The 26914-nt window shown below is 55.6% G+C and carries 20 protein-coding genes; 8 read left to right on the top strand and 12 right to left on the bottom strand.

From position 1 onward, the window contains the following. Positions 1–19: 19 nt before the first annotated feature. The 4 genes from LF95_RS00620 to LF95_RS00605 all read right to left on the bottom strand — a co-directional run bounded on the left by LF95_RS00620 (position 20) and on the right by LF95_RS00605 (position 8582). On the bottom strand, positions 20–1516 hold the full coding sequence (locus tag LF95_RS00620; protein WP_083607439.1) for an efflux transporter outer membrane subunit: 1497 nt from the start codon (positions 1514–1516) through the stop codon (positions 20–22). Continuing rightward, positions 1516–4656, bottom strand: a complete 3141-nt coding sequence (locus LF95_RS00615; RefSeq protein ID WP_073953212.1) for an efflux RND transporter permease subunit — start codon at positions 4654–4656, stop codon at positions 1516–1518. The genes LF95_RS00620 and LF95_RS00615 overlap by 1 nt, the downstream gene beginning before the upstream one ends. Before the next feature lies 1 nt (position 4657). Further along, positions 4658–5827 (bottom strand): efflux RND transporter periplasmic adaptor subunit, encoded by a 1170-nt coding sequence (locus LF95_RS00610; RefSeq protein ID WP_252509609.1) that lies wholly within the window; start codon positions 5825–5827, stop codon positions 4658–4660. Between the two features lie 334 nt (positions 5828–6161). Then, positions 6162–8582 (bottom strand): methyl-accepting chemotaxis protein, encoded by a 2421-nt coding sequence (locus LF95_RS00605; RefSeq protein ID WP_083607437.1) that lies wholly within the window; start codon positions 8580–8582, stop codon positions 6162–6164. 326 nt (positions 8583–8908) lie between these two features. Between LF95_RS00605 and LF95_RS00600 the strand changes: the two genes are divergently transcribed. The 3 genes from LF95_RS00600 to LF95_RS00590 all read left to right on the top strand — a co-directional run bounded on the left by LF95_RS00600 (position 8909) and on the right by LF95_RS00590 (position 10994). Next, complete coding sequence (locus tag LF95_RS00600; protein ID WP_073953211.1) at positions 8909–9772, top strand: AraC family transcriptional regulator; 864 nt, start codon at positions 8909–8911, stop codon at positions 9770–9772. 88 nt (positions 9773–9860) lie between these two features. Further along, entirely contained in the window at positions 9861–10670 is an 810-nt protein-coding gene (locus LF95_RS00595; protein ID WP_083607435.1) for an AzlC family ABC transporter permease, read from the top strand. A 3-nt stretch (positions 10671–10673) separates the two neighbouring features. Further along, complete coding sequence (locus LF95_RS00590) at positions 10674–10994, top strand: AzlD family protein (RefSeq protein WP_073953210.1); 321 nt, start codon at positions 10674–10676, stop codon at positions 10992–10994. A 161-nt stretch (positions 10995–11155) separates the two neighbouring features. Here LF95_RS00590 and LF95_RS00585 read toward each other — a convergent pair whose 3' ends face one another. Then, positions 11156–12751 carry a peptide chain release factor 3 gene (locus LF95_RS00585; RefSeq protein WP_073953209.1) on the bottom strand — a complete coding sequence of 532 codons (1596 nt, stop codon included), beginning with the start codon at positions 12749–12751 and terminating at the stop codon, positions 11156–11158. Positions 12752–13347: 596 nt separating this feature from the next. Here LF95_RS00585 and LF95_RS00580 point away from each other — a divergent pair. Next, entirely contained in the window at positions 13348–14112 is a 765-nt protein-coding gene (locus LF95_RS00580) for a PhoH family protein (protein ID WP_073954730.1), read from the top strand. A 100-nt stretch (positions 14113–14212) separates the two neighbouring features. Here the strand turns inward: LF95_RS00580 and LF95_RS00575 are convergent, their stop codons facing one another. Continuing rightward, a complete protein-coding gene (locus LF95_RS00575) occupies positions 14213–15223 on the bottom strand; it encodes a cation diffusion facilitator family transporter (protein WP_073953208.1) in 1011 nt (336 codons plus the stop codon). Positions 15224–15392: 169 nt separating this feature from the next. Between LF95_RS00575 and LF95_RS00570 the strand changes: the two genes are divergently transcribed. The 3 genes from LF95_RS00570 (at position 15393) to LF95_RS00560 (ending at position 19498) form a co-directional block, all read left to right on the top strand. Then, positions 15393–17387: a heme lyase CcmF/NrfE family subunit gene (locus tag LF95_RS00570; RefSeq protein ID WP_073953207.1), complete on the top strand. Its 1995-nt coding sequence runs from the start codon at positions 15393–15395 to the stop codon at positions 17385–17387. 33 nt (positions 17388–17420) lie between these two features. Continuing rightward, complete coding sequence (gene ccmI / locus LF95_RS00565; protein ID WP_073953206.1) at positions 17421–18704, top strand: c-type cytochrome biogenesis protein CcmI; 1284 nt, start codon at positions 17421–17423, stop codon at positions 18702–18704. A gap of 344 nt (positions 18705–19048) precedes the next feature. Then, positions 19049–19498, top strand: a complete 450-nt coding sequence (locus tag LF95_RS00560) for a response regulator (RefSeq protein ID WP_252509608.1) — start codon at positions 19049–19051, stop codon at positions 19496–19498. A gap of 47 nt (positions 19499–19545) precedes the next feature. Here LF95_RS00560 and LF95_RS00555 read toward each other — a convergent pair whose 3' ends face one another. Continuing rightward, positions 19546–20460, bottom strand: a complete 915-nt coding sequence (locus tag LF95_RS00555) for a LysR family transcriptional regulator (protein WP_073953204.1) — start codon at positions 20458–20460, stop codon at positions 19546–19548. A 100-nt stretch (positions 20461–20560) separates the two neighbouring features. Here LF95_RS00555 and LF95_RS00550 point away from each other — a divergent pair, with 100 nt between their 5' ends. After that, positions 20561–21385 carry an SDR family oxidoreductase gene (locus LF95_RS00550; protein ID WP_371440794.1) on the top strand — a complete coding sequence of 275 codons (825 nt, stop codon included), beginning with the start codon at positions 20561–20563 and terminating at the stop codon, positions 21383–21385. Positions 21386–21515: 130 nt separating this feature from the next. Here the strand turns inward: LF95_RS00550 and atpC are convergent, their stop codons facing one another. From atpC to LF95_RS00525, 5 genes are read right to left on the bottom strand one after another with little or no spacing between them, the layout of a single operon-like run. Beyond that, a complete protein-coding gene (atpC, locus tag LF95_RS00545) occupies positions 21516–21920 on the bottom strand; it encodes an ATP synthase F1 subunit epsilon (RefSeq protein ID WP_073953202.1) in 405 nt (134 codons plus the stop codon). Between the two features lie 41 nt (positions 21921–21961). Further along, positions 21962–23380: a F0F1 ATP synthase subunit beta gene (gene atpD, locus LF95_RS00540; protein ID WP_073953201.1), complete on the bottom strand. Its 1419-nt coding sequence runs from the start codon at positions 23378–23380 to the stop codon at positions 21962–21964. A 51-nt stretch (positions 23381–23431) separates the two neighbouring features. Beyond that, a complete protein-coding gene (locus LF95_RS00535) occupies positions 23432–24328 on the bottom strand; it encodes a F0F1 ATP synthase subunit gamma (RefSeq protein WP_073953200.1) in 897 nt (298 codons plus the stop codon). Positions 24329–24360: 32 nt separating this feature from the next. After that, positions 24361–25893: a F0F1 ATP synthase subunit alpha gene (atpA, locus tag LF95_RS00530; RefSeq protein ID WP_073953199.1), complete on the bottom strand. Its 1533-nt coding sequence runs from the start codon at positions 25891–25893 to the stop codon at positions 24361–24363. After that, positions 25893–26450 (bottom strand): F0F1 ATP synthase subunit delta, encoded by a 558-nt coding sequence (locus LF95_RS00525; protein WP_073953198.1) that lies wholly within the window; start codon positions 26448–26450, stop codon positions 25893–25895. The genes atpA and LF95_RS00525 overlap by 1 nt, the downstream gene beginning before the upstream one ends. Positions 26451–26914 lie beyond the last annotated feature (464 nt).

Raw genomic sequence — 26914 nt, 5'->3', positions numbered from 1 at the left:
CTTTTTCCAAATGCCTGCCTTATCCGGCAGGCTGAACATAAAACGGGTCAAACCCATCCTTTTCAGGCGCGCTGTCCCGGTTCATATTTTCCGCCAGCCGGTCCACTTCCTCCGCATCCAGCCCGACGGCCGAATACAAATTGATGGTTTCCAGTTCCAGGCTGGTTTGTGCATCGGCCAAATCCTGTTCGGATCGTGTCAAAGTGCGTTGTGCATCCAGCACATCCAAAAAATTCGACAGGCCCTGGGTATAGCGCACGCGCGATTGCTCGAATGCCTGGCGATGATGTGATACCGCCAGAACCAGGCTATCGCGCTGCGATACCGCACCGACATAGCCAAATATCGCCGATTCAACATCGCTAATCGCGGCCAAAAGCGTTTTACGATAGGTATAAAAGGCCTGCCGGGCCTGTTCTTCGGCCACGGTGATATTGGCCTTGCGCACGCCGCCATCATAAATGGTGGCATCAATTACCGCGCTGATCGCGGCAAGGGCGGTACGTACAATCGGCCCGCTGCCATAGCCAGACGCGGCAAGCGACAGGCTGCCATCCAGTTTCAGTTCAGGATAAAGCTCTGCCGTGCGCACGCCAATTTCGGCTGTGGCGGAAATCAGGCCCAGTTCGGCCGCCCGCACATCGGGGCGACGGCGCAACAAATCGGCGGGCACGCCAATGGGTGGGGCGCTGTCAAATTCCGGCAGGGGGGCGGACTTGCTTAACAGATCACGGTAAGTGCCCGGCTGCGCCCCGGTTAAAATGGCAATGGCATTAATGGACCGGTCAATGCTGGTTTGCAGGACGGGCAATGTTGCCTCGATATCGGAAACCTCGGCCTGGGCGCGTGAAAAATCCAGGTCCGATGCCAAGCCGGACTGCGCACGCAAATCGACGATATCGCGGGTCTGGCGTTGTAAATCCAGCGAATTGCGCAACAAAATCTGGCGTTGCTGGGTACCGCGCAGGGTGATGTAATTGCGGATAATATCGGCAATTACCACGCGATACACATCCTCGCGCAAATAAACCTGCTGCAACACATCGGCCTCGGCCACCTGACCCTCGCGCGCCTGCCCGCCCCAAATGTCCGGCGTCCACGAAAGGTCAATCCCAGCATTCCCGCCCAGATCATCCTGATAATTGCCCTTTTCGCGCGTGGACCATTGTCGCTCCTGTCGCCCGCCCGCCGTTGCGCCAATTTGCAGGCCATTATTGCCAGTAACACCCCGGGCAACGGCCCGGGCCTCGGCAATGCGGCTGGCGGCAATTTTAAGGTCAATATTGCTTTTGAGGCCATCGGCCACAAGCCGGGATAAAACCGGGTCGGTTGTGCTTTCCCACCAGCGCGCCTGATCGGGTTTATGATCGGCAATTTGCGGAATTTGCGGGCTGTAGGTTGCCTTCAGGTCAAATTGCGGGGCCTGATAATCCGGCCCCGCGGTGACACAGCCGGCCAATACCAGCATCGCACTGCCCAAAACCGGGCCATGTTTTAACAGGGCACAAAACCGCATCACCCGGCACTCCCTTCATATTCATCGGCATCGGGAATGTTTTCGGCCAGGCGCAATTCATCTTCCAGTTTCTGGCTGCCATCGGCGCGGGCTGACACCAGCGGGGCCAGCAGCAAATATAAAACCGGCGTTAAAAACAGGGTAAAAACCGTGGCAAAGCCCAAGCCGCCAAAAATGACCCAGCCAATCGCGGCCCGGGCCTCGGCCCCGGCACCAGTGCCCAGCACCAGGGGCAACCCGCCCAGCACGGTTGAAATCATCGTCATCATGATCGGGCGCAACCGGATCATCGCCGCATCATGAATGGCATCGCGAACCGATTTACCCCGGTCACGCAACTGGTCGGCAAATTCCACCACCAAAATCCCGTTTTTCGCCATCAGCCCCACCAGCATGACAAGGCCGATCTGGCTGTAAATATTGATCGAGGTATGGCTGATCACCAGGGCAAAAATCGCTGCCGCCAGGCCAAACGGCACCGTTAACACCACGACGGACGCCGACATGAAACTTTCAAACTGCGCGGCCAATACCAGCAACACCACCAGCACCGCCACCAAAAACGTGATCATTACATCATGCGACGTTTCACCCAGGGCCGCGGCATCGCCCAAAAACAGCAGGCCCGTCCCGGTTGGCACCACCGTTTGCGCGGCCTTTTCAACATCCAATACCGCCTGTTGCAGGGTATAACCCGGCGCCATATTGGCCGAAATCGTCACGGCACGCTGCTGGCCTTCACGGTCCAGTTCGGAAGCCACCGCCTCTTCATCGAGATGAATGATCGAAGATAGCGGCAAAATGCGCCCGTCCTTGCCCGGCACAAACAGGTTATCCAGGTCCGATGGATCGCGGATCGCCCCGGCGGTGCTGCGCAATTTAATCGGCACCGTCGTATCATCCACCGAAAGATCGGTCACTTCGTAACCGTCAATCATGGCGCGCAGGGTGGTATCAAGGCTCTCAATCGAAATGCCCAAGTCAAAGGCACGCTGGCGGTCAATATTCACCAAAAGCTGCGGCTGGGTTGTCTGATAACCCACACGAACACCGGTAATATTGGGGTAATTTGCCTCCAGTTCCTTTTGCAGGGCCTGGGCATTGGCGGCAAGTTTGCGGTAATTGGTGCCGGTTAAGGCAAATTCCAGGCTTTCACCCGAACTGCTGCCGCGCAACCCCAGCGAATTGGGCTGATAGACAAAGGCCTGAACGCCGGGCAGGGCATTTAACTGCCCGCGAATGGAGGCGGTAATTTCCTGCTGGCTGCGGCTGCGGTCTTCCCACGGGGCCAGGCTGGCAATCACCAGGGCCCGGTTTTTATCGCGAAAACCAACAATGGTATAAATATTCTGTGCTTCACCGCGATTAACGATGGGCCTCAAAATATTTTCCACCGCCTCCACCTGCCGGTCCATATAATCAATGCCAACACCATCCGGCCCGCGCAACGATACCAGCAACCGGCCCCGGTCCTCGTCGGGCAGCAATTCCTGTTTTACCAGCTTGAATGCGCCCACCGCCAACACTGCCACCAACAGCGATGCAATCACCGTCATCACCGGAAATCGCAGCACAAGTTCCAGCACTGCCTTATAAAGCCCGGCAAAAAACGCGCCAGCACGATCCAGAAGATGAAATTTTCCATCGCCCTTTTTGGGGGCTTCGGGGTCGATATGTTTCAGGCGCGATGCCAAAAGCGGGCACAAAGTAAGGGCGACAAAGGACGAAATCGCCACCGACACCGCCAACACAAAGCCAAATTCACGAAACAGCCTGCCAGCCGTGCTGGGCAAAAACGAAATCGGCACAAAAACCGACATCAGCGTTAAGGTGGTGGCAATCACGGCAAAAAACACCTGCCGTGTGCCCAATACCGCCGCCGCCAGCGACTTTATCCCCTGATGACGTCGGCGCTGGATATTTTCCAGCACCACAATCGCGTCATCCACAATCATCCCGGTTGAAAGAACCAGCGCCAGCAGGGTCAGAATATTGATTGAAAATCCCAGCAACCAGATGGCCGCCACTGTGCCAATCAGGGCAATGGGGATGGTCACGGTTGGAATAAGGGTCGCGCTAAGGGACCTTAAAAACAGATACAGCACGCCAACAACAATCACCACCGCCAGCGCCAGGCTGCGCACAACCTCCCACAAGGCACCTTCAATAAACACGGCGTCGTCGGAATTCACCATCACCTGCACGCCATCAAGCTGTTTGTTCAGCTTTTCAGCGGTGGCATGAACCCCCTTGGAAATCGAAATCGTATTGGACTGCGCCTGGCGCACAATGCCAAGGCCAATCACCGCGCGGCCATTCAGGCGCACATAGGATGTGGCATCGTCCGGGCCATAATAAATATCGGCCAAGTCGCCCAGGCGCACACCATCGCGCACAAAAATCGCCTTCACATCGGCCGGTTTCCAAACCGACGCATCGGCACGCACAAACAGGTTCTGGTCACTGGAATCAAAGCTGCCTGCCGGAATATCAAATTTGGCGGTTTTCAACACATCGGCAATATCGTCAATCGACAGGCCATAGCTGGCAATGCGCAACGGGTCCACCCGCACATGCAAGACCTTTTCCCGGTCGCCATATTCATTGACCTCGGCCACACCGGGGACGGACAAAAAGGCGGGAATAACCTGGTCTTCCACCACATTTGCCAGTTCATCTTCGGTCAAACGGTTGCTGACCACGCCAAGCCGCAAAATCGGGCTGGCGTCCGAATCCGCCTTGACCACGCGAATATTGTCCACCTCGTCAGGCAGGCTGCGCTGGGCGCGGCTGACAGCTTCGCGAATGTCATTGGCCGCATCATTAATTTCCACATCAGGCGAAAATTCGATACGAACCCGCGAACTCCCTTCTTCACTGCTGGAGCTGATATCCTCCACGCCGCTCACGCGCGATGCCGCCCCTTCGATGACACTGGTCACTTCGGTATCCACCGTTTCGGGCGAGGCGCCGGTATAGGTCGCCGAAATGGTAACAACAGGCCGGTCCACATCGGGCAGTTCGCGAATTTCCACTCCCATCATCGCCGCCAGACCGGCCAGAATGATCAGCAGGGAAATCACGACAATCAAGATCGGGCGACGCACGCTTAATGACGCAATATCATTATGTTGCGACATATTACGATCCCCCGTCCGACGGCCCGTTTCGCTGGGCAACGCCCTGTTCGTCATCACGGATGGTGGCGGCCACATCACGACCGGGGCGCAGGCGTTGCACGCCTTCCACCACAATCAGGTCGCCCGCCTTGATAGGACCATCGAGCAAAATGCGACCCGTCGTTCGCTTCACAACACGCACGGGCACACGACTGACCTTGTTATCCTCGATCCGCCAAACGTAGGTACCCTTATCACCCCACAGCACCGAAATTTCCGGCACTGCCGGATAAGACTGCCCGGCAATATCGATATAAACCGCAAAGGACATGCCAGAGCGCAAACGCCCATCAGGGTTAGGAATACGCGCACGCACCGAAAATGTACGGCTTTGCGGGTCAATCCGGCTGCCAATAACGTCGACAACACCTTCAAATTTCTCGCCCGGCAGGCTCCAGGTTTCCACCCGCACGGATTGCCCCGGTTTCACATCACGAAAACGGGTTTCGGAAACTTCAAAATCCACCAGCACGCTATCAATATTATCCAGCGTCGCAATGGCCGTGGTTTTTTCAATCCGGTCGCCCGGCTCAACCGCCGGAATCCCCATCATGCCATCAAACGGGGCCAAAATGGTACGATCATCCAGGTCCACCGCCGCCTGATCCAGGCGAATGCGGGCCTCTGCCAGGGCGGTGCGGGCTTCGTCCACTTCGCTGTCCGATACCGCCCCGCGCGGGCGGGCCTTTTCATAGCGGTCCAAAAGCTGTTTGGCATCGCGCACCTGCACAGCGGCCAGGTCGCGTGCCAGTTTTTCGCGTGCGGAATCCAAAATCAGTAAAACCTGCCCGGTTTTCACCCTGTCTCCGGCGTGAAACAGCACATCCTTAACCTCGCCCGCCACCGGGGGAAAAAGCGTGACCCCAATGGCGGAGCGCCCGGTTCCAACGGCTTCCACCACAGTGTCATTGGGGGTTAAAACGGCGCGTTCGGCAATCACCGGCAAGGGCGGGGCAGCAGGCATCGCCCCCTTGTCCCCATTTTTTGCCGCCGAGGCAGCCCCGTTATTTTGCACAATGATCGGCCCGTCAACCGACAGGAACGGCAATTTCCCGGCACGATAGGCCAAAAGCCCGCCAATAAGGACAATCGCCACCACACAAATTACAACAAGCCTTACCATTCGTGACATTGACTGTCCCGTCCCCTGAAATCCACATGCGTCCCATAGCAAAAATGAAAATATCCCAAAGCCATCACCGGGCTTTAAAACCATTCTCGCACGTACAGTGCCACCGGCCCGACATTTGTACGAGTGCAAAATTGTACGTCATTGTATCAAAACGTACGCAGCATGATGAAAACTGGATTTATTCCCAAACGTATAGCCATAACGGGCAATAATCCCGGTCTTTCGCCTCGGCAATTTTAACGGTCAGCCAAAAAAATCCGGGTAACGCAATGCGTTACCCGGCTTAATTCGTTTTGCATTGAATGCGAAATCTATCGACAGGCAGACGACGGCCTTATCCGGCAATCAGCTGCGGTGCGGCCAAATAGTCATTGGCGGCCTCGGCCCGCAGGCTGTTTTCATCGTGCCCCTGGGTCATCTGACTTTCCGCCAGGTGTTTTTGCCACATGCGGGCAACAAACATCACCAGATCCCCGCGCTGCTCCAGCGGATCGGTAAATTTCAGGCGCATTTTCGGGGCATCAAGCCCCCGGCGGCTCATAACCTCGACATTATATTTGCCGCGCAAACCCTCAATTTCCACCGCCATCTTGCGACCACGTTCCCAGCTTTGCGGCGGTGTTACCGAAAGCCCGCCAATCGACAGGTCAAACAGGCTGGTTTCGACGCGTGTCCCCTGATCATCAAACATCACCCGTATATCCCGGCCAGCCGTTACAATCGGGTCGTTGTTTTTGTCATTGTCTTTTTCCGCTGCATCGCGCACCGCCCGATTAAGCGACAGAGTCAATTCACTGACATGGGCGGTAACATCATCGGCATGACCGGTCAAATCCACGCTCAGGTTACGGGCATGGTCAATATCACGCGAAACTTCCATGATCGCATCGCCGGCATTTTTCGCCGCATCACTGGCGGCCTGAATGGCCAGGGTAATTTCCTCGGTTGCGCGGCGCTGCGAAATTACATCCCCGGCAACTTCATCGGAAATCGCCATCATGTCATGCACCGTCACACCAACATTTTCCATCGCCGAAACACACCGGTCCGTCACACTGCCCATCGCCCCCACATGGCTGGTAATCTGTTCGGTGGCTTCGGCGGTTTGCCCGGCCAGGTTCTTGACCTCGGCGGCAACCACGGCAAAACCGCGCCCGGCCTCGCCTGCGCGGGCGGCCTCAATGGTCGCATTCAACGCCAGCATATTGGTTTGTGCGGCAATACCACGAATAAGGTCCACCATCTGTTCAATCCCGCTGGCAACTTCGCGCAAATCATCCACGGCAGCGGCGGACTGGCGGGTGCTTTCAACAGCGGACTGGGCAATGGTACGCTGGCGTTCCACCCGCCCGGCAATGGTGCCAATCGCCCCGGAAAGGCGGCTGGCGGCATCGCTGATCGACTGGGCATGTTCACGGCTTTGTTCTGCGGCACTGGTGGCGGCTTCGGTCTGGCCGTTCACACGGTCGGCGGCGGCGGCAACTTCGCCCACTGCATCGCGCATCCGGTTCACCTGGCGCGAAACCGATTCTACCAGCCCCGATGTTTCGCCTTCAATCGTTTCGGCCATTCCGCCCAGCGATGCCCGGCGTTTTTCCTCTTCCTGGCGCTGAAGTTCGATGCGTTCTTCGGCCATTGTTTCGATTTTCAGGGCATTATCGCGGAAAATCGACACCGTGCGCGCCATCGCGCCAAATTCGTCACGGCGCTTAATATCGGCAAGGTCAATAGCCGTATCGTTGCTTGCCAACCGCACCATATCGCCATTCACCCGGCGTAGCGGGCGCAAAATACTGGTTGCGGTGCCCGCCGCCAGGATAATCGCAACCAAGGCCCCGACAATCGCAACAATCATATTGGTCATGGCGGAGCTTTGCGATTTGCCATGCACCACATCAACCAGTTCATTCTGCCCGGCAATCGCTTCGGTTCGGATTTGCCCGGTAATCTTCTGCACTTCACGCACGGCGGCCTTAAAGTCATTCATCGACTGACCAAAACCACTAAATGATCCTTCAAGCTGATTTGCCCCCTGCTTAAGCAGGTCATTATCGCGCGTGGCATAGGAAAACAGCTTTTTATCCGCCCGCTTTAACTTCCCCATCGCCGATTTGATTTCTTCGTGCAAATCCGTCAGGGCTGCGGTGGCATTACGCGCGCTCTCTAGTGCTGCTGGCGTATGGACAATTGCATATTCCAAATTGGCAACAATCGCATTCAGGTTCGCTTTCGACAAGCGATCCCCATATTTTTCGGCAATTTCCGGGTCGCGTTTATTGATAAACGATACCAGTTCCGACGATGATCCACCCATCTGGTTCGCTCCGAGCAAAATGGTATCGGCCGATGCCGTCATATTTTCGGCCCGCAGCACCAGGGGTTCCAGTGTGGCAATGTATTTTTCCGCCAGAACCTTAAGCTCGTTTGCCTTGACCTCGTCGCCAATGGCAATCAGGGCATCGGCCAGCGATTTACGGCTGGCAATGGCATTATCCTGAATGATGGCGATTTCGCTGCGCACGTCCGGGTCCACCGTTTGCGCATACAGCAGCACCTGGTTGGACAGGCGCTCCAGCTTCAACGCGTAATCATTGGCAAGACCAACCAGTTCGGTTCGTTTGGCGATATGGTCCGCATCACTGGCGAATCCCAGCAAATACCAGGATGACAGGGCACTTAAACCCAACAACATCGCAACAAGGATCAAAAACCCGGCGTAAATGCGATGGCCAATACGAATTCGGTCAAACAACATGACGGCTCCGAAAAGTCGGTAAAAAGCGTTCATGCTGCTGCCTTAGCGCGAAATCACTCTGGCGAATGTAACACTTCCATTAAGATCATGTTTCAGCGGGTTTTTTGCCGAAACAACCATCGTAAAAGCATCAAACGAACATTTATCATCCCACTTGGCGCACTAAATGAACCTACTCTTACGATCAGGAATCTCAAACCGTCACCCGCCGCACGATATTCCGGCACGATTCGCCAATAAAAATGCCCCACTCTTGTCATTCAGCCAAATTGTATGGTGTCAATATTGTACAAGATGACATCCCTTTTCCGCGTTATAGTGCGACCATGACCATGCTGACACACCCCGCCCGGGCGAACCAGCGCCCCCGTGAACGTGCCCGCCACTGGCGCGCGGCAGAGGGTATTGACCTGTTTGAAGCAGACTATAAACGCTTCACCTTTCCCAAACACAGCCACGACTATTACGCCTTTGGCACGGTTTTGAACGGGGCGGAGAAATTTACCACACGCGGCACCAGCCACATTGCCCGGCGCGGGCAGTTAATTGCCATGAACCCGATGCAGGTCCATGATGGCGGCCCGGGTTGCGATGACGGCTATCACTATCAGGTGCTGTTCATTAACCCGCAAATCTTTGCCGATCTGGTGGCGGAAATTTCACCCAAAAGCAAAGGCCTGCCCAGCTTTAGCCAGCATGTCATCAACGATCCCGACCTGCATTTACTGTTGCAAAAACTCCATCGCATTTTTGCCCCCGAAGGCCGGCATTTGACCAGCGACCTTGAACGCGACACCCAGCTTTTTTACAGTGCCGCCCGCCTGTCGCTCCGCCATGCCGATGCCGCCCCGTATGATTTCAAACCCGGGGCCGAAGACCGCCGCGTGCGCCAGGTCATCGACTATATGCACAGCCACCAGGATGAAAATATCTCGCTTGAAAGCCTGGCAGCCTTAACCGGGTTAAGCCGTTTTCATCTGCTTCGCGTTTTTCGCGACGCAACCGGCCTGCCGCCGCATACCTATCTGAACCATATGCGCCTGCGCCGGGCCAAACGGATGCTGTTTGACGGGTGCAGCATTGCCGATACGGCAGCCGCCACCGGCTTTGCCGATCAAAGCCATTTAAACCGGCATTTCAAGGCCATGTGGGGAGTCAGCCCCAGCGCGTTTATTCCCCACACCCGATAACAGCAATATCGTTCAAGATCAGAACACCTAAAAAGTGGCATAGAGGGTTCAATGATAAATGCCACCAAGAAACCGTTCGGGAACGATCATGCCCACCAGTCCCCATAACGACCATAATGCCCATTTCACCACCGATGCCATCCGGCGCGGGGCCATTGCCTGCCTGCCGCTGCTGCCCAGCACCTTTATTTTTGGCGCGGTTCTGGGTGTGCTTGCCACCCAGCGCGGGCTTAGCCTGGGTGAATTGCTGTTCATGAGCCTCACGGTCTTTGCCGGTTCCGCCCAGTTTGTATCGGTTGACCTGTGGCGCGAAACCATTCCCGCACTGACCATCATTGTTGCCACCCTGATCATCAATTTGCGCTATGTCCTGATCGGCGCCTCCCTGCGCCCGGTTTTTCGCGGGCGGCCCTTATGGGTCAAAATCTGCGCGATGCACATGGTTGCCGATGAAAACTGGGCCATGACGATGGCGCAAAAGGAAACACCCATACCGGGCTTTCTGTTGGGCGGCGGATTGTTCCTTGCCGTGATATGGGGCAGTGGTAACACCATTGGCTATCTGCTGGCAGGTGGCATACCCGACCCCAATGTCTATGCCCTGGATTTTGCCTTTACCGCCATTTTCGCCGCCCTGACCATTGGCATGTGGAAAGGCCGGGCGGACCTACTGCCCTGGATTGCAGCGGCCATTGGCTCCATCATCGGGCATTATCTATTGCCCGGCACCTGGTCGATCCTGGCCGGTGCGGGGGCTGGTGTTGTGGTTTCCGCCCTGACCTGGAAGGGTGATGACGATAAATCAGCCCAGCCTGAAACCATCCGCGATGGCATCTCTGACGGTGATGACACGCCCGTTCCCAATGATCGCTCCCTCTCGCCCCGCGCCGGAGAATAAACCATGCCCGATTTCACAAGCTTCACCCCCGAAGCCGTCCTGACCATTCTTGGCATGGCCGTTGTCACCTATGGCATGCGGTTGGGGGGCCTTTTGATGGCCGACCGTTTGCCCCAAACCGGCCGCTGGGCCCATGTGCTGGAACGTTTACCGGGTGCTGTTCTGATTTCCGTCTGGGTGCCCAGCGCGCTTTCCGCCGGGCTGATCGGCATGATCGGCGCCTGCGCCACCCTGCTTGCCATGATCATCACCCGCAATCTCTTTGCCGCCATGATCGCCGGTATGGGGCTGGTCGCCGCGGGACGTTATTTTTTCGGGGCCTGATGCTCAACCCATCAGTCTCCATGTGTCACGCTCCCCCCGTGACACAAAGCCGCCAGTTCTGCGACCTGGCGGCTTTTTTTTGCAATAATCACATAACAAAAAACCGCCCGACATGAACCGGGCGGTTTTTCAAACTATCATAACAGGCTTAATCGCGTGTTTTACGCCGCAACCATATTCTGTTCGCGGGTGGCTTCAAATTTGCATTTCGGCCAGTCGCGTTCGATGGTTTCAAGGTGCCAGGCGTTGCGGGCAATGAAAACCAGCGTTTCGTCATGGTCTTCATACAGGGCCGACTGGTTGGCATCGCGGAACTTTTTCATTTCCAGCGGGTCATCACACATCACCCAGCGCGCGGCATAGGCCGGGGTCGGTTCAAAGTGAACCTTGATGCCATATTCGGCCGCGATACGTTCTTTCAGAACCTCGAACTGAAGCTGTCCGACCACACCAACGATCCAGTCCGCGCCCATCATCGGCTTGAACACCTGTGATGCGCCTTCTTCGGCAAGCTGTTCAAGCGCACGCTGAAGATGTTTGCCCTTTAACGGGTCATCCAGACGCACCTTTTGCAGCAATTCAGGTGCGAAGGCCGGAACACCACGGAAACGAAGGTCTTCGCCTTCGGTCAGGGTATCGCCGATGCGCAATGTGCCGTGGTTGGGAATACCAATGATATCCCCCGGCCAGGCTTCTTCGGCAATATCGCGTTCATTGGCAAAAAACAGCATCGGGTTATGCACCGCCATCTGTTTACCGGCCCGCACATGTTTAAGTTTCATGCCGCGTTTGAAATGGCCCGAACACAGGCGAATGAATGCGATACGGTCGCGATGGTTGGGGTCGATATTGGCCTGCACCTTGAAGACAAAGCCCGCCACCTTGGGCTCGACCGCCTCGACCATGCGCGTTGCCGCTTCCTGCGGGCGCGGGGTTGGTGCGATATCGCCAAGTCCGCGCAACAATTCACGCACGCCAAAATTATTGACAGCCGACCCAAAAAAGACCGGCGTAAGATGCCCCTCGCGATAGCTTTGCAAATCAAATGGCGGGCAGATTTCGCGCACCATTTCGATTTCTTCGCGCAGCTTTTCCAGAAGATAATCCGGGATCAGTTCATCAAGCTTGGGATCATCAAGCCCCTTGATCGGAATGGCTTCCTTGACGACATTGCCGCCTTTTTCCATGAACAGAAGCTGATCATTGACCAAATCGTAGCAGCCATGAAAATCACGGCCCGAACCAATCGGCCAGGTCACCGGCGACACATCAAGCGCCAGATCCTGTTCGATCTGATCAATCAGTTCAAACGAATCACGGGCTTCACGGTCAAGCTTGTTGACAAAGGTCGTGATCGGCACGTCACGCAGGCGGCAAACCTCAAACAGCTTGCGGGTCTGGGCCTCGATGCCCTTTGCACCGTCAATCACCATCACCGCGCTGTCCACTGCGGTCAGCACGCGATAGGTATCTTCGGAAAAGTCTTCGTGGCCCGGCGTATCGAGCAGGTTGAAGATGTTTTTTTCAAACTCGAAGGTCATCACAGCCGAAGACACGGAAATACCGCGATCCTGTTCGATCTTCATAAAGTCCGAACGCGCGCCACGCTGTTCCTTTTTCGCCTTCACCGCACCTGCCATCTGAATGGCACCCCCGAACAGCAACAGCTTTTCGGTCAGTGTCGTTTTACCCGCATCCGGGTGGGCAATGATGGCAAAGGTCCGGCGGCGCGATACCTGTTGGTCGATCGACGACATGGTAGTTCCAATTATCCTGACACATTCAATTGCGGCGCACTGTAGCGATTTTTGGCCGCGTTACCACAATGAAATCATCATATCGGGCATGAAGCAGGCTGTTAGCCCCCAAAAACGATACCGACACGATGCAACCCACAGTCAAATCGGAAGCAAAAATACCTTCTTTAGATATCCCTTCATCGGACTATGCCGCAGTGAAGCAAATTTTTCTTTCGCACCTGCAAGATAAACATTTGAAATTCAGCGATTTTCCAGATTCATGCAAATTTAACAATGCAAAAAAGGATGACAAGCCCGTTAAAGCGGGCGTAGGATTCTTGTGTCCGGTCATGAGCCGGGCTTAACAGGGGACAAACGAGTGCCGCAAATCAGCGTCTCACATCGTATTTTTTCTCCCCCCGGATCGCAGATACAGCCTGTATCGGGATCCGGCCAGTTGCCTAGACCGTCCTCTTACTTTTTGCACGATGAAAATTGTTCACGCGCCTTTCCTGCACTGGAATGGCGCGTTTTGCTTTTTGCACAACGTAAACCGTCAAACCGAAATGGGGACTTTTCGGGTTTTGCCGGTTTCAAATCGCGAGGTGATCATCATGGGTAAGCGCGCAGCACGCCGTCGGAGCCGTCCGCAACAGGCAGACAGCAACATCCACGAACTGTTCGATGACAGCAAAACCGGCTGGGACCCCCTGGCAGAACAGGGTCAGAACGTTCCCCCAACCCATCGCGATCAAAGCTACCGTCGCCATATCCGGCCAAAAAGTGAAAACCAGGCCGCCCTGATGGAAGCGATTGACAATTTCAACCTGGTGCTGGCCCTGGGTCCGGCGGGCACGGGTAAAACTTATATCGCCGTTGCCAAGGCGGTTGAGGCCCTGGATTCCGGGGACATTGCCCGCATCGTTCTCGCCCGCCCGGCGGTGGAAGCAGGCGAAAATATCGGTTTCCTGCCTGGCGATGTAGAGGCCAAAATGGCCCCCTACCTTCGCCCGCTTTATGATGCGTTAAATGACCGGCTAGGGGCGAAACGCCTGCGCACCTATCTTTCCGATGGCACAATTGAAATTGCGCCCATCGGCTATATGCGTGGTCGCACGCTCAACAATGCCTTTGTCGTGATCGACGAGGCACAAAACTGCACCTATGGGCAGCTTAAAATGCTGGTCACGCGCCTGGGCTGGAATTCCACCATGATCCTGACCGGCGACCCGGACCAGACCGACCTTCTGCCCGAACTTTCCGGCCTGTCGGAAATGTCGGACCGCTTGCAACATGTCGAGGATATTGCCTGCGTGCAGTTGCGTGACAAGGATATTGTCCGCCATCCGCTGGTTGCCAGCATGCTAACGGTTTTGTAATCGCGTTAACGCGCACCAACAGGAACAACAACGGGGGCTGCATCAGCGGCCCCCGATCTTTTTGCCCGACATGTCAGCGTATCAAAACCCGGCTCAAGCTTTACCGCCCGGTGGCAAGTTCGCTATTGGAAACGGGAATATCATCCATGCCCACCTTGCGCGCCCGGGCCGCATGCCAGAATTCCGGGTCTTCGGTATAACCGTTGAATTCGTCAAGATGGATGTCTTCGGGCGGTTCGGGATGGATGGTAATATCCAGGTCGGGATATTCACCGCGAATACTGTCCATCACCTGATGGCAAATGGTGTGCGCCTCGCGCATCAGCATACCGCCATCCATGATCAGTTCGATCTCGGCAAAGCGATGCACGCCCGATGACCGGGTGCGCAAGCGGTGAATGCCGATCACGGATTTGTGTTTCATGGTCAGTTCAATAATGCGCTGGCTATCGGATTCCGGTAATTCCTTGTCCATCAGCACCGAAACCGCCTCGCGCCCGACCTTTCCTGCCGAATAGAGCAAGAACAGCGCCACGATGCCGCCAATTAACGGGTCAGCCCATAAAAAGCCCGACCCCACCATCAACAGGGCCACAATCACGGCCGCATTCGCCAGAATATCCGAACTGTAATGCAGCGAATCGGCCTCAACGGCCATCGAGCCGGACATCCGCATCGCTTTGCGCTGCAACAGAACCAGGCCAATCGTCATGCCCAGGGACACCACCATAATATAAATGGCTTCATTGGCCAGGCGCATCGGTTGCGGGTCCATCAGACGCGATGAGGCTTCGGCCAGCACCAACACCGCCGCACCAAGCATAAAGGCGGACTGAAACAGCCCGGCCAGGGGCTCTGCCTTGCCATGTCCAAAACGGTGGTCATGGTCGGCCGGGCGCCAGGCGCTGCGCACCGCCATGAAATTGATCACGGACGTACCGATATCAAGCATGCTATCAATCATCGAAGACAGCAGACTGACCGAATCGGTCATGAACCAGCCAATCGCCTTAATAACGATCAGGGTCGCAGCAATAATGATGGACGCCGTGGTCGCCCGACGCGCCCACATTTCCCGCTGTGCAATGTCAATAACGGGACATTGGTTCATTTTACGACCCTTCGGTGTGGCTAACTTGGCACTCAAGCTGGGTGTATATAATAATTCTATTTAATGTGCCCGTGCAAATAGCGCAAATTTGATATTCCGCAAGGTTTCCAAACTTTGCATCACACATTATACCGGCTCGAACCTGAATATAAAGGACGCGCACGCCCCCATGATCGTTGAACTCGGACACTATGCCCTCGTACTGGCGCTGGCGATGGCCTTTGCACAGTCCACCGTGCCCTTTCTGGCTGCGGCCCGCAATGATGCCGCGCTGCTGCGGGTGGCCCCGCGCACCGCGATTGCCAGCTTTATCCTGATCGCGTTTGCCTTTGGCGCGCTGACATATGCCTATGTCACGTCCGATTTCTCGGTTCTTAATGTGGTGGAAAACAGCCATACGGCCAAACCGCTCATTTATAAAATCACCGGTGTCTGGGCCAATCACGAAGGCTCGATGCTGCTATGGGTCATGATCCTGGCTTTGTTTGGTGCGGCGGTCTCGGCCTTTGGTCGCAATTTACCCCCCAGCCTACTCGCGCGTGTTGTTGGCGTCATGGGTTTGATCGCGGTCGGATTTCTGCTGTTCATCCTGCTGACCTCCAACCCGTTTGAACGCATTGCCAACCCGCCCTTAAACGGCCAGGGCATGAACCCGCTTTTGCAGGATCCGGGCATCGCCATTCATCCACCGTTCCTGTATCTGGGTTATGTCGGTTTTTCGGTCGCTTTTGCCTTTGCCGTTGCCGCCCTGATCGAAGGCCGGGTTGACCCGGCCTGGGCACGATGGGTCCGGCCCTGGACCCTGGCCGCTTGGGTTTTTCTAACCGCAGGCATCGGGCTTGGTTCATGGTGGTCCTATTACGAACTTGGCTGGGGCGGCTGGTGGTTCTGGGACCCGGTTGAAAACGCATCCTTCATGCCGTGGCTGGCGGGGACGGCGCTGTTGCATTCGGCCATTGTGGTTGAAAAACGCGACGCCCTTAAAAGCTGGACCATCTTTCTTGCCATCATCGCCTTTTCCTTCTCGCTTCTGGGCACATTCCTGGTGCGCTCCGGCGCGCTGACATCGGTTCACGCCTTCGCGACCGACCCCAAACGCGGCATTTTCATTTTGGCGCTGCTGGCCCTGTCGGTCGGCGGGTCCTTTGCGCTTTATGCCTGGCGTGCGCCAACACTTAAGGGCGGCGGACTGTTTCAGCCGATCTCGCGCGAAGGGGCGCTGGTCTTTAACAATGTGCTGCTTTCCATTGCCGCAGCGATGGTGTTTTTGGGCACGCTGTATCCGCTGTTTCTGGAAACCCTGACCGGCGAAAAAATCTCGGTCGGGGCACCGTTTTTTGACTCAACCTTTGTGCCGATCATGACGCCGCTGATTGTTGTGATGGCAATTGGCCCGTTTTTACCCTGGAAACGTGCCGATCTGTTTGTTGCCATTGGCAAACTGAAACTCGCCATTGCCATCGTCGTGCTAACGGTACTGGTCACGTATTGGCTCTCGGGTGGCCCGGCCTTTGCCCTGTTTGGCATGGGGCTGGCGGTGTGGCTGTTTGTGGGCTCCCTTCTGGAATGGGCCCAGCGGATCAAGCTGTTTCGTGAACCACTGGGCAACAGTTTCCGCCGCATGCGCAACCTTCCGCGTTCCGCGCATGGCATGATGCTGGCCCATGCCGGGGTTGCAATCGTTATTGCCGGAATTACCGGCTCCCAGGCCTGGACAACAGAAAGCGTGCAGGCAATGTCGGTTGGCGACAGTGTCAAGGTTGGCAGCTACACTTTTACGCTTGATGATATCAAGGAAGTCCAGGGACCAAACTATATGGCCCGTCGCGCCCATATCACGGTGCAGCATCCGGGCGACAAAACCACCATTCTTGCCCCGGAAAAACGCATCTATACCGTCGAAGGCCAGCCAACAACGGAAGCCGCCATCAAATCGGGCTTCATTGGCGATGTTTATGCCGTGCTGGGCGACCCGGATGATAATGGCACCTGGGTCACGCGCTTTTACATCAAACCAATGATCCCGTGGATGTGGGTCGGCGGACTGGTGATGGTGGCAGGCGGCCTGTTGTCGCTCTCTGACCGGCGCTATCGTGTTGGGGCCCCTAACCGGTCACGCAAAAAAGCCCCCAAAACCGGCCATACTGCCCAACCGGCCGAATAAACGGCAAAAACGAAAACAGGATACCCTTTACCCATGACCGTCTGGATTGTTTTTGCCCTCGTTACCCTGGCTGTTGCGGGCTATGTGCTATGGCCTGTTCTGGTCGGCACCCGTCGTGGTCAACCGCTGCCCAAAGATGCAACCGCCGATCAAATGGCCGCGCAGGCATCGGCCCTGTCCGACCAGGACGAATTGCAACGCGACCTGAATGTTTACCGCGACCAGCTGGCCGAAATTAACCGTGACATTGAGCGCGGCGTGTTAAATGCCGAACAGGCCGATGCCGCCCGGATCGAAGTTCAGCGCCGTATCCTTGCCACCGACCAGCGCATTCAAGCCCGTTCCCAAAAACGCACGGGCAAAAAAAACGGTACCTTTGCCCGCCCGATAGCGATTGCCTTGGTGCTGATCAGTCTTATTGGCGGTCTGGGTCTTTATCTTGATCTCGGGCACCCTGCCCTGCCAGACCGCCCGATTGCCCAGCGCAGCGACGAAATAATGGCTGCGCGCAATGCCCGCCTGCAAAATGGCGAACGTGAACAGGCCCTGCGCAAAGCGGTTGCTGATCTGTCAAACAAACTGATCCAAAACCCCAACAATCTTGAAAACTGGGAAATGCTGGGCAACAGCCTGATGGCGCTTAATCGCCCGCAACAGGCCCAAACCGCTTTTCTTGAAGCCGTTAAACTGTCCAATCGTGACGGGGCCTATCTCGCCATGTATGCCGAAGCGATTATTCGCGCCAGCGACGGGCAGGTTACGGCAGCCGCCCGCGGCGCCCTAGAGGAAGCAGCCAAATCCGGCAACCATAATCCGCGCATCGCCTTTTACCTTGGCCTGGCCGACCTGCAGCAGGGTCAAACCCAGGCTGCGCTGGAGCGCTGGATTGCGCTGGCAAATGGTGCCCCGGCCGATGCCTCCTGGCTACCGATGGTGGTCCGTCAAATCGAACAAACGGCAACCGCCAGCGGCATTGATATCTCTGGTCGGTTAAAACTGCCCTCTGCTACAACACCGCCGGCCATTGCCGGCAATGTCGGCCCCTCGCAGGAGGACATGAAAGCCGCCGCCGAGATGACACCCGAAGAACGCCGTCAAATGATCGAAGGCATGGTCGGACGTCTTGCGTCAAAGCTTGAGGAAAACCCGCAAGACCCGGACGGTTGGGCCCGTCTGATGCGCGCTTATGTCGTGATGGGAATGAAAGACAAGGCGCAGGAAAGCTATCAACAGGCGCAAACCGCGCTTGAGGGTAACAAACCGGCCCTGGCCCAACTTGCCGCACTGGCCAACCAGGTAGGGCTGGCGACCAATTAGCCCATATCAACGTCATCTCGACAAAAACACTATCTGCCCCTAACAGAAGATCGTGCGGTACATATGATTACGACTCCTGTTAGGCTGGAATGGAACAAAGGCTTGTGAGACCCATTTCTCCCGGCATTCCACATGTTGGGTGAAAAAAAAGCACGTTTCACAGGCTCACATCTCGTACTTTTATTTCACGAAATGGAAAAAAAGCCGCTTTTTGCCTTTTGGATGCTAAATTGCAAACGACAATCAAAAACGGCTCCCCTATAAATAATCGGCAATGCTATAGTGAAGTTTAGGTCAAAGCTAGCTGTCCGAGGTGCCGGCCTTGTTCGTAAGGATAATGGAGCATGAGAAGCATGTCAGCGGTGAAAACGCCCAGCGATTTATTGCTGATAGAGGATAATCCTGGTGACGCCCGCCTTGTCGAGGAAGCCCTGAAGGAATTCTCCCGTCCGGTGAACCTGCATCACGTCAAGGACGGCATCACGGCGTTGCAATTCCTCCAGCAGGATGGACAATATCGCAATGCGCCACGGCCCAAACTTATCCTGCTGGATTTGAACATGCCGCGCAAGGATGGCCGCGAAATGTTGCGTGAAATCCGCAACGATCCGACGTCAGCCAGCATCCCGGTCATTGTACTGACCACATCCGCCGCCGAACGCGATGTCGACTTGTGTTATGCTGCCGGGGCCAACTGCTATTTGCGAAAACCGGTCGATGTCCTCGAATTTATCGATCTGATGAAAATGATAGAAACTTTCTGGCTTGATACAGCACTGACCCCGTCGCACTAAGCCAGCACAAAACCCCGTCCGAAACCCCGTACTAAACCGTTCAACACCTACTGGTGCCTGCCCGTTTTCTTCATGTGTGCCTTCATCACATCAATAAAGGCCCTCAGCCCCTTTGGCACATGCCTATGCCCGGGATAATATAAATACAGGCCTGGTATTGTCGGGCACCAGTCATCAAGTACATTAACCAGTCGGCCATCCTCAAGCGCATCCGCCACCAGATAAAGCGGCACATAGGCAATACCCAACCCTGCCAGCGCCGCCTTGACCATCATCCCTGGATGATCCAGCGTCAGGGCACCGGAAACATCAATACGCACTTCCAGCCCGTGGCGTTCAAATTCCCACTGATAAAGCTTGCCACTGGGCATACGATGGCGAATACAACGATGGCGTTTTAAATCCTCCGGGCTTTGGGGTGGCTTGTGACGAGCAAAATAGTCTGGCGATGCCACAGCCAGAAACCGGGTCTCCCCACCAAACTTAACGGCAATCATATCCTGTGGCACGGTTTCGCCCAGCCGCAGGCCAGCATCGAACCCTTCCGCCACAATATCGACCAACCGCCCGTCACTCACCAAATCCAGTGACATTTCCGGATATTGTGCCAAAAAAACGGGCACCACATCGTCAAGCAGCAATGAAATCGCGATCTCGCTGGAATTGATCCGCAAAAGACCGCTTGGTTTACTGCGAAAGCTGTTCACTTCATCCAGGGCAAAATCCAGCTCGCTTAACAAGGGTTGCAACCTTGCCAGCAAGTGTTCCCCGGCATCGGTCAAGGCAACGCTGCGTGTAGTGCGATGAAACAGCCGCACCCCCAGATTCTCTTCCAGACTACGGATAACATGACTTAACGTCGACGGTGCGAGTGCCAGATCATCGGCAGCCTTGCGAAAGCTCTGCCGGGCCGCAATACAGGCAAATGCCTTTAGGTCATTCAGGCTGGGCTGATAATTCATGGGTATTTCCCATCATGTTATGCAAATTATATAGCATAGTCCCATCAATATACCCACCTATATGCAGGTCATGTTTTTTTAACCATGAAGGGAAAACATGATGCGTACATGGTTCATTACCGGCACATCGTCGGGCCTCGGTCTGGAAATGACCAAAATCCTGCTGGAACGCGGCGATCACGTTATCGCCACCCTGCGCAAAAAAGGCGTGCTTGACGCTCTTGCGTCAAAATATCCCGCCCAGCTTTCAATTCATCAACTTGATGTCACCGACACCGCCGCGGTCCGGCGTGTGGTAGACGCAGCCTTTGCCGAACGACCGATTGACGTAATCGTCAATAATGCCGGTTACGGCCTGTTTGGTGCGGCCGAAGAATTGACCGATGATCAGATTATTGATCAAATCAACACCAATATCATCGGGTCGATCCAGGTGATCCGCGCGACCTTACCCCATTTGCGGCTTCAGAGAAACGGGCGGATCATGCAGGTCTCATCCGAAGGCGGACAAATCGCCTATCCGAATTTCAGCCTCTATCACACGACCAAATGGGGGATTGAAGGCTTCATTGAATCCCTGCGTCAGGAAATTGCCGGTTTCGGTATTGATTGTACAATCATCGAACCCGGCCCGACTGAAACGGGCTTTGGCGCTGGTCTGGTCAGCCCGCCGCTAATGGATGCCTATGAGGGCACCCCGGCCCATGATGTGCGCAATGCCATTGCCAACGGTAACTTTGTGATCAAAGGCGATGCCATCCGCACCGCCCAGGCAATGGTGGCATCCGTCGATGTAACTCCTGCTCCCCGCCGCGTCACACTTGGCAGTTCAGCCTATCACTCCATCCATGCGGCTCTGCAGGAACGCCTGTCAGAACTTGAAGCCCAAAAAGATATCGCCTACTCCGCTGATCGCGACCTCTAGGAACAGGCATGTTCAAGGGAAACAAGATGTTCCCGCAAGGCGCGCTATGGGGCCTTCTCCTGTTTCCTTCAAACAAAAAAAAGGGCCGCTATCGGTTGATAGCGGCCCTTTTTAATAACAATGCAGCAGATCAGTTCGTCAAAGCGGCGATCAGCGCAACGGCAATTTCAACATCACGTTCGGCATTTGCCTTTTCGTGAGGTGTCTTTGCAGCCTCGAAAGCAGCCTTTGCAGCTTCCAGACGGGTCTGTGCTTCGTCTGCCTTGATGTCGGCAATCGAAACGGCTTCTTCCGCCAGGATGGTGCAACGCTCGGGATTAACCTCGGCAACACCGCCAGCTACAAAAATGCGTTCCGAAACCTTGCCACCCGTATAGATGTCAATGACGCCCGGACGAATGGTCGAGATCAGCGGCGAATGCTTGGGCAATACACCAAAGTTCCCTTCCGTGCCCGGAACGACAACCATCTCGACCGGCTCGGATTTGAGCAGGGCAGACGGTGAAACAAGTTCCAGTACAGTCGTATCAGTCATGACAGTCCTCGCTCCTTACCCGGAGGGGGACCGAAGCTGCCTTAGGCAGCTTCGGCCATCTTCTTGGCTTTCTCGATGGCTTCTTCGATGGTGCCAACCATGTAGAATGCCTGTTCCGGCAGATGGTCGTATTCACCAGCGCAAATCGCCTTGAATGCCTTGATGGTGTCTTCGAGCTGAACGAACACGCCCGGAGTACCGGTGAAGACTTCAGCAACATGGAAGGGCTGCGAGAGGAAACGCTGAATCTTACGGGCGCGAGCCACGATCAGCTTGTCATCTTCAGACAGTTCGTCCATGCCGAGAATGGCGATGATGTCCTGCAGGCTCTTGTAGGTCTGCAGCACACGCTGAACTTCACGGGCGGTTTCATAGTGGTCTTTACCGATAACACTCGGATCAAGCGCACGCGAGGTCGAGTCAAGCGGGTCCACGGCCGGATAGATGCCGAGCTCGGCGATCTGACGGTTCAGCGTGGTGGTCGCGTCCAAGTGGGCAAACGAGGTTGCCGGCGCCGGGTCGGTCAAGTCGTCGGCCGGGACGTAAATGGCCTGGACCGAGGTAATGGAACCTTTTTTGGTCGAGGTAATACGTTCCTGCAGCGCACCCATGTCGGTTGCGAGTGTGGGCTGATAACCCACTGCCGACGGGATACGACCGAGAAGTGCGGACACTTCCGAACCAGCTTGGGTGAAGCGGAAAATGTTGTCCACAAAGAACAGCACGTCCTGACCTTCTTCGTCACGGAAATATTCTGCCAAAGTCAGACCGGTCAACGCAACACGGGCACGGGCTCCGGGGGGCTCGTTCATCTGACCGTAAACCAGTGCGGCTTTGGAATCCCCTTCAAGGTTGATAACGCCTGATTCCATCATTTCATGATAGAGGTCGTTACCTTCACGGGTACGTTCACCCACACCAGCGAAAACCGAATAACCACCGTGGCCTTTTGCCACGTTGTTGATCAGTTCCATGATGAGAACGGTTTTACCCACACCGGCACCGCCGAACAGACCAATCTTGCCACCCTTGGTGTACGGCGCGATCAGGTCGATGACCTTAATGCCGGTAACCAGGATCTCGGTATCGGTGGACTGCTCGGTGAATTCGGGCGCTTCACGGTGAATCGGGGAGGTCTTCTTGGCGTTGACCGGGCCACGTTCGTCAACTGGCTCGCCGATAACGTTCAGAATACGCCCCAGGGTTTCCGGACCAACCGGAACCGAGATCGCATCGCCGGTATCAACGACTTCCTGACCACGCTGCAAGCCTTCGGTGGTGTCCATAGCAATAGTACGGACGGCACCTTCGCCAAGATGCTGTGCAACTTCGAGAACCAGACGCTGACCGTTGTTGTCAACATGCAGCGCGTTCAGAATGGGCGGCAATTCGCCGTCGAATTTAACGTCGACGACGGCGCCCATTACCTGGGAAATTTTCCCCGCCTTCTTGTTCGCCATAGGTATTGTCTCCTGCTCGGACAAATCTATCCGTTAGTTCCTGCGACCCGCTTACAAAGCCTCGGCGCCGGAAATGATTTCAATCAGTTCGTTGGTGATCTGCGCCTGACGTGAGCGGTTATACTGAATGCTCAGTCGGTCGATCATGTCGCCGGCATTGCGGGTTGCGTTATCCATTGCGGACATCCGCGCACCGTGTTCCGAAGCACTGCTTTCCAGCATGGCCCCGAAAATCTGGACGCCAACATTACGTGGCAGCAAGTCTGCCAGAATGGCTTCTTCCGACGGTTCGTAGTCATAAACCGCCGACGCACCGTTTCCGCCAGCTTCCTGGTTGTTTTCCTCTGCCTCTCCGGCAAAGGGAACCAGCTGCTGTTCAGTCACAACCTGCGAAATCGCCGACACGAATTTGTTGAAGAAAATCGTGCATACGTCGAATTCACCGGCCTCGAACAGCTCCAGAACCTTGTCTGCAACCGCGGATGCCTCGGAAAAATCAATTCCCTTTTTGCCTTCAATCCCGGTATAGCGCGCGATAATCGCATCGCCATTGTCGCGTTTGAGGGCATCGGCACCCTTGCGGCCAACACAGATAATCTTGACCGTTTTGCCGTCAGCTTTCAGTGCGCGAATTTTCGCACGGGCCGCCTTGACGATCGAAGCGTTAAAACCGCCACAAAGACCACGATCAGCCGTGAAAACAACCATCAGGTGGGTGTCTTCCTTGCCGGTCCCGGCCAGCAGTTTCGGTGCTCCCTGTGAACCACCAACCGCAGCTGCAAGCCGTCCCAGCATCGTCCCCATGCGTTCAGCATAGGGACGGGCTGCTTCGGCAGCATCCTGCGAGCGACGGAGCTTGGACGCGGCCACCATCTTCATCGCCGAGGTAATCTTCCTCGTCGATTTGACGCTGGCAATGCGCGAGCGCAAGTCCTTCAAACTAGCCATTGCGTTTCCTCCTTCGCCTAAAGTTCAGACTTTTACGCGAAGGTTTTCGCGAACTTGTCGAGGAACGCCTTCAGTTTTGCTTCGCTGTCAGCCGACAGGACCTTTTCGGTGCGGATGGCATCGAGAATGTCTGCGCCAGCAGAACGAACTTCCGAAAGGAACTGTTCTTCAAACGCACGGACCTGCGAAACAGAGATCGCATCGAGATAGCCTTTAACACCGGCATAAATCACGACAACCTGCTCTTCGACCTTAAGCGGCGAGTATTGCGGCTGCTTGAGCAGCTCGGTCAGACGCGCACCACGGGCCAGGAGCTTCTGGGTTGCCGGATCAAGATCCGATGCAAACTGGGCGAATGCTTCCATTTCACGATACTGGGCAAGTTCCAGCTTGATCGAACCGGCAACCTGTTTCATTGCCTTGATCTGTGCTGAGGAACCCACACGCGAAACCGACAGACCAACGTTCACAGCCGGGCGAACGCCCTTATAGAACAGGTCGGTTTCAAGGAAGATCTGACCGTCGGTGATCGAAATCACGTTGGTCGGAATAAAGGCCGAAACGTCGTTACCCTGGGTTTCGATAACCGGCAGAGCGGTCAGCGAGCCAGCGCCGTTTTCGTCATTCATCTTTGCTGCGCGTTCCAGCAGACGTGAGTGGAGATAGAACACGTCACCCGGGAATGCTTCACGTCCCGGCGGACGACGGAGCAGCAGCGACATCTGACGATAAGCCACAGCCTGTTTGGACAGGTCATCATAGAAGATGGTGGCGTGCATGCCGTTGTCGCGGAAATATTCACCCATTGCACAGGCAACGAACGGTGCCAGGAACTGCATCGGTGCCGGGTCCGAAGCGGTTGCTGCGACAATGATGGTGTTTTCCATCGCGCCGCGCTCTTCGAGAACCTTAACCACCTGGGCAACGGTCGAACGCTTCTGACCAACGGCAACATAGATGCAGAACATCTTGTCGCTGTCCGAAGCAGCAGCGTCATTCACCGGCTTCTGGTTCAGAATGGTATCGATGATAATGGCGGTTTTACCGGTCTGACGGTCACCAATGATCAGTTCGCGCTGGCCACGCCCGATCGGAATCAGCGAGTCAATCGACTTGATGCCGGTCTGAACCGGTTCATGAACCGATTTACGCGGGATGATGCCCGGCGCCTTGACGTCAGCAAGACGACGCTCGGTCGTTTTGATCTCGCCTTTGCCGTCAATCGGATTACCAAGCGCATCAACGACGCGGCCCAGCATTTCCTTGCCAACCGGCACGTCAACGATGGCGCCAGTACGCTTTACCTGGTCGCCTTCTTTAATCGTACGGTCAGAACCGAAAATAACGATACCGACATTGTCTTCTTCCAGGTTCAGGGCCATGCCCTTAATTCCGCCGGGGAAGTCGACCAGTTCACCAGCCTGAACATTGTCAAGGCCATGAACACGGGCAATACCGTCACCAACAGAAAGAACCTGACCGACTTCGGCCACTTCGGCTTCAGCGCCAAAATTGGCAATCTGATCCTTGAGAATAGCGGAGATCTCCGCGGCGCGGATTTCCATCACGCAACCCCTTTCATAGCGAGCTCGAGCTTCTGCAATTTGGTACGAAGCGAGGCATCAAAAACCCGGGAACCGACCTTGACGACAAGGCCGCCAAGAACCGCCGGATCGACATTCAGGTCCACTTTAACAGTGGCACCGACTACTTCCTTAAGAGCGCCGGTAACGGCTTCGATCTGCTCGTCCTTCAGCGCGGTAGCCGAAGTCACCTGAGCGGTCACTTCGCCACGGTGGGCGGAGAGCATGGAAAGGTAAGCTTTGATTACGCCCGGCAGGACGAACAGGCGCCGTTTCTGACACAGAAGGCCAACCGTTTTCTTGGTCAGCTCGGAAACACCGAACTTGTCAAGAAGGGCTGCCATAGCATTCGCCTGCACGTCCCGGGAAATCACGGGACTACGGAGCACATTACGCAGATCATCGCTTTCGACGATGGCCTGGTCGAGCAATTCAAGATCGCCTTTAACCACATCAAGCTGGTCAGCCGAATTGGCCAACTCAAACAGTGCAGTTGCATAACGTCCTTGCAGCCCGGTCGCGGCAGTATTTTGGGACACCGGTGAAAGCCCTCAATTCTGGTTATGAGAACGACTCGGATACATATAAAAAAATGATCCCCCGAAGAGATGGCCCTTCGGGAAGCGAGCGTTTGGTAGCACATGTCCCAGTAAGGAGCAACCCCCGCGCAACCGCAATTGTGACGAGTTTGGCAACTCATTTGAGTCTGCGGCCATCATCCTTGAAAAATCGCGGCTTTTTGCCCGTCACGCGGCATCGTTCCGGCCCCTGAAAATCGTGCTTTTTTGCCCAATGCGCGACCTGTTCAGCGCGAATCTCGAAGATTCAGGCAAAATTAAGCCATTCGCGGCAAACAACCTTGGCGCAAGTGTGAACGAACACACAGGATTTCCAACCGGAACGGGAAAAATTTACCAAATCAAACGCACCCTTGGTCGATTCCTTTCAAAAAGTTTCGTGACGGGGAATCCGTAACCGCCTTCTGTGAGACCATCCCGTCACA

Origin of the sequence: Thalassospira sp. TSL5-1, assembly GCF_001907695.1 — a bacterium.
In the GTDB taxonomy this organism is placed as follows: Bacteria; Pseudomonadota; Alphaproteobacteria; order Rhodospirillales; family Thalassospiraceae; genus Thalassospira.
Note: the sequence above shows the minus strand (reverse complement) of the source record. Positions and strands in the feature narration are given on the sequence as shown.

Bases quoted from the DNA above. Each gene is read 5' to 3' on its own strand.
- LF95_RS00570 (WP_073953207.1), top strand. From the start codon at position 15,393: ATGATCGTTGAACTCGGACACTATGCCCTCGTACTGGCGCTGGCGATG.
- atpA (WP_073953199.1), bottom strand. From the start codon at position 25,893: ATGGAAATCCGCGCCGCGGAGATCTCCGCTATTCTCAAGGATCAGATT.
- LF95_RS00595 (WP_083607435.1), top strand. From the start codon at position 9,861: ATGCCCACCAGTCCCCATAACGACCATAATGCCCATTTCACCACCGAT.
- LF95_RS00610 (WP_252509609.1), bottom strand. From the start codon at position 5,827: ATGTCACGAATGGTAAGGCTTGTTGTAATTTGTGTGGTGGCGATTGTC.
- ccmI (WP_073953206.1), top strand. From the start codon at position 17,421: ATGACCGTCTGGATTGTTTTTGCCCTCGTTACCCTGGCTGTTGCGGGC.
- LF95_RS00585 (WP_073953209.1), bottom strand. From the start codon at position 12,751: ATGTCGTCGATCGACCAACAGGTATCGCGCCGCCGGACCTTTGCCATC.
- LF95_RS00550 (WP_371440794.1), top strand. From the start codon at position 20,561: ATGCGTACATGGTTCATTACCGGCACATCGTCGGGCCTCGGTCTGGAA.
- LF95_RS00615 (WP_073953212.1), bottom strand. From the start codon at position 4,656: ATGTCGCAACATAATGATATTGCGTCATTAAGCGTGCGTCGCCCGATC.
- LF95_RS00535 (WP_073953200.1), bottom strand. From the start codon at position 24,328: ATGGCTAGTTTGAAGGACTTGCGCTCGCGCATTGCCAGCGTCAAATCG.
- atpD (WP_073953201.1), bottom strand. From the start codon at position 23,380: ATGGCGAACAAGAAGGCGGGGAAAATTTCCCAGGTAATGGGCGCCGTC.
- LF95_RS00600 (WP_073953211.1), top strand. From the start codon at position 8,909: ATGACCATGCTGACACACCCCGCCCGGGCGAACCAGCGCCCCCGTGAA.
- LF95_RS00575 (WP_073953208.1), bottom strand. From the start codon at position 15,223: ATGAACCAATGTCCCGTTATTGACATTGCACAGCGGGAAATGTGGGCG.
- LF95_RS00605 (WP_083607437.1), bottom strand. From the start codon at position 8,582: ATGTTGTTTGACCGAATTCGTATTGGCCATCGCATTTACGCCGGGTTT.
- LF95_RS00555 (WP_073953204.1), bottom strand. From the start codon at position 20,460: ATGAATTATCAGCCCAGCCTGAATGACCTAAAGGCATTTGCCTGTATT.
- atpC (WP_073953202.1), bottom strand. From the start codon at position 21,920: ATGACTGATACGACTGTACTGGAACTTGTTTCACCGTCTGCCCTGCTC.
- LF95_RS00620 (WP_083607439.1), bottom strand. From the start codon at position 1,516: ATGCGGTTTTGTGCCCTGTTAAAACATGGCCCGGTTTTGGGCAGTGCG.
- LF95_RS00560 (WP_252509608.1), top strand. From the start codon at position 19,049: ATGAGAAGCATGTCAGCGGTGAAAACGCCCAGCGATTTATTGCTGATA.
- LF95_RS00590 (WP_073953210.1), top strand. From the start codon at position 10,674: ATGCCCGATTTCACAAGCTTCACCCCCGAAGCCGTCCTGACCATTCTT.
- LF95_RS00580 (WP_073954730.1), top strand. From the start codon at position 13,348: ATGGGTAAGCGCGCAGCACGCCGTCGGAGCCGTCCGCAACAGGCAGAC.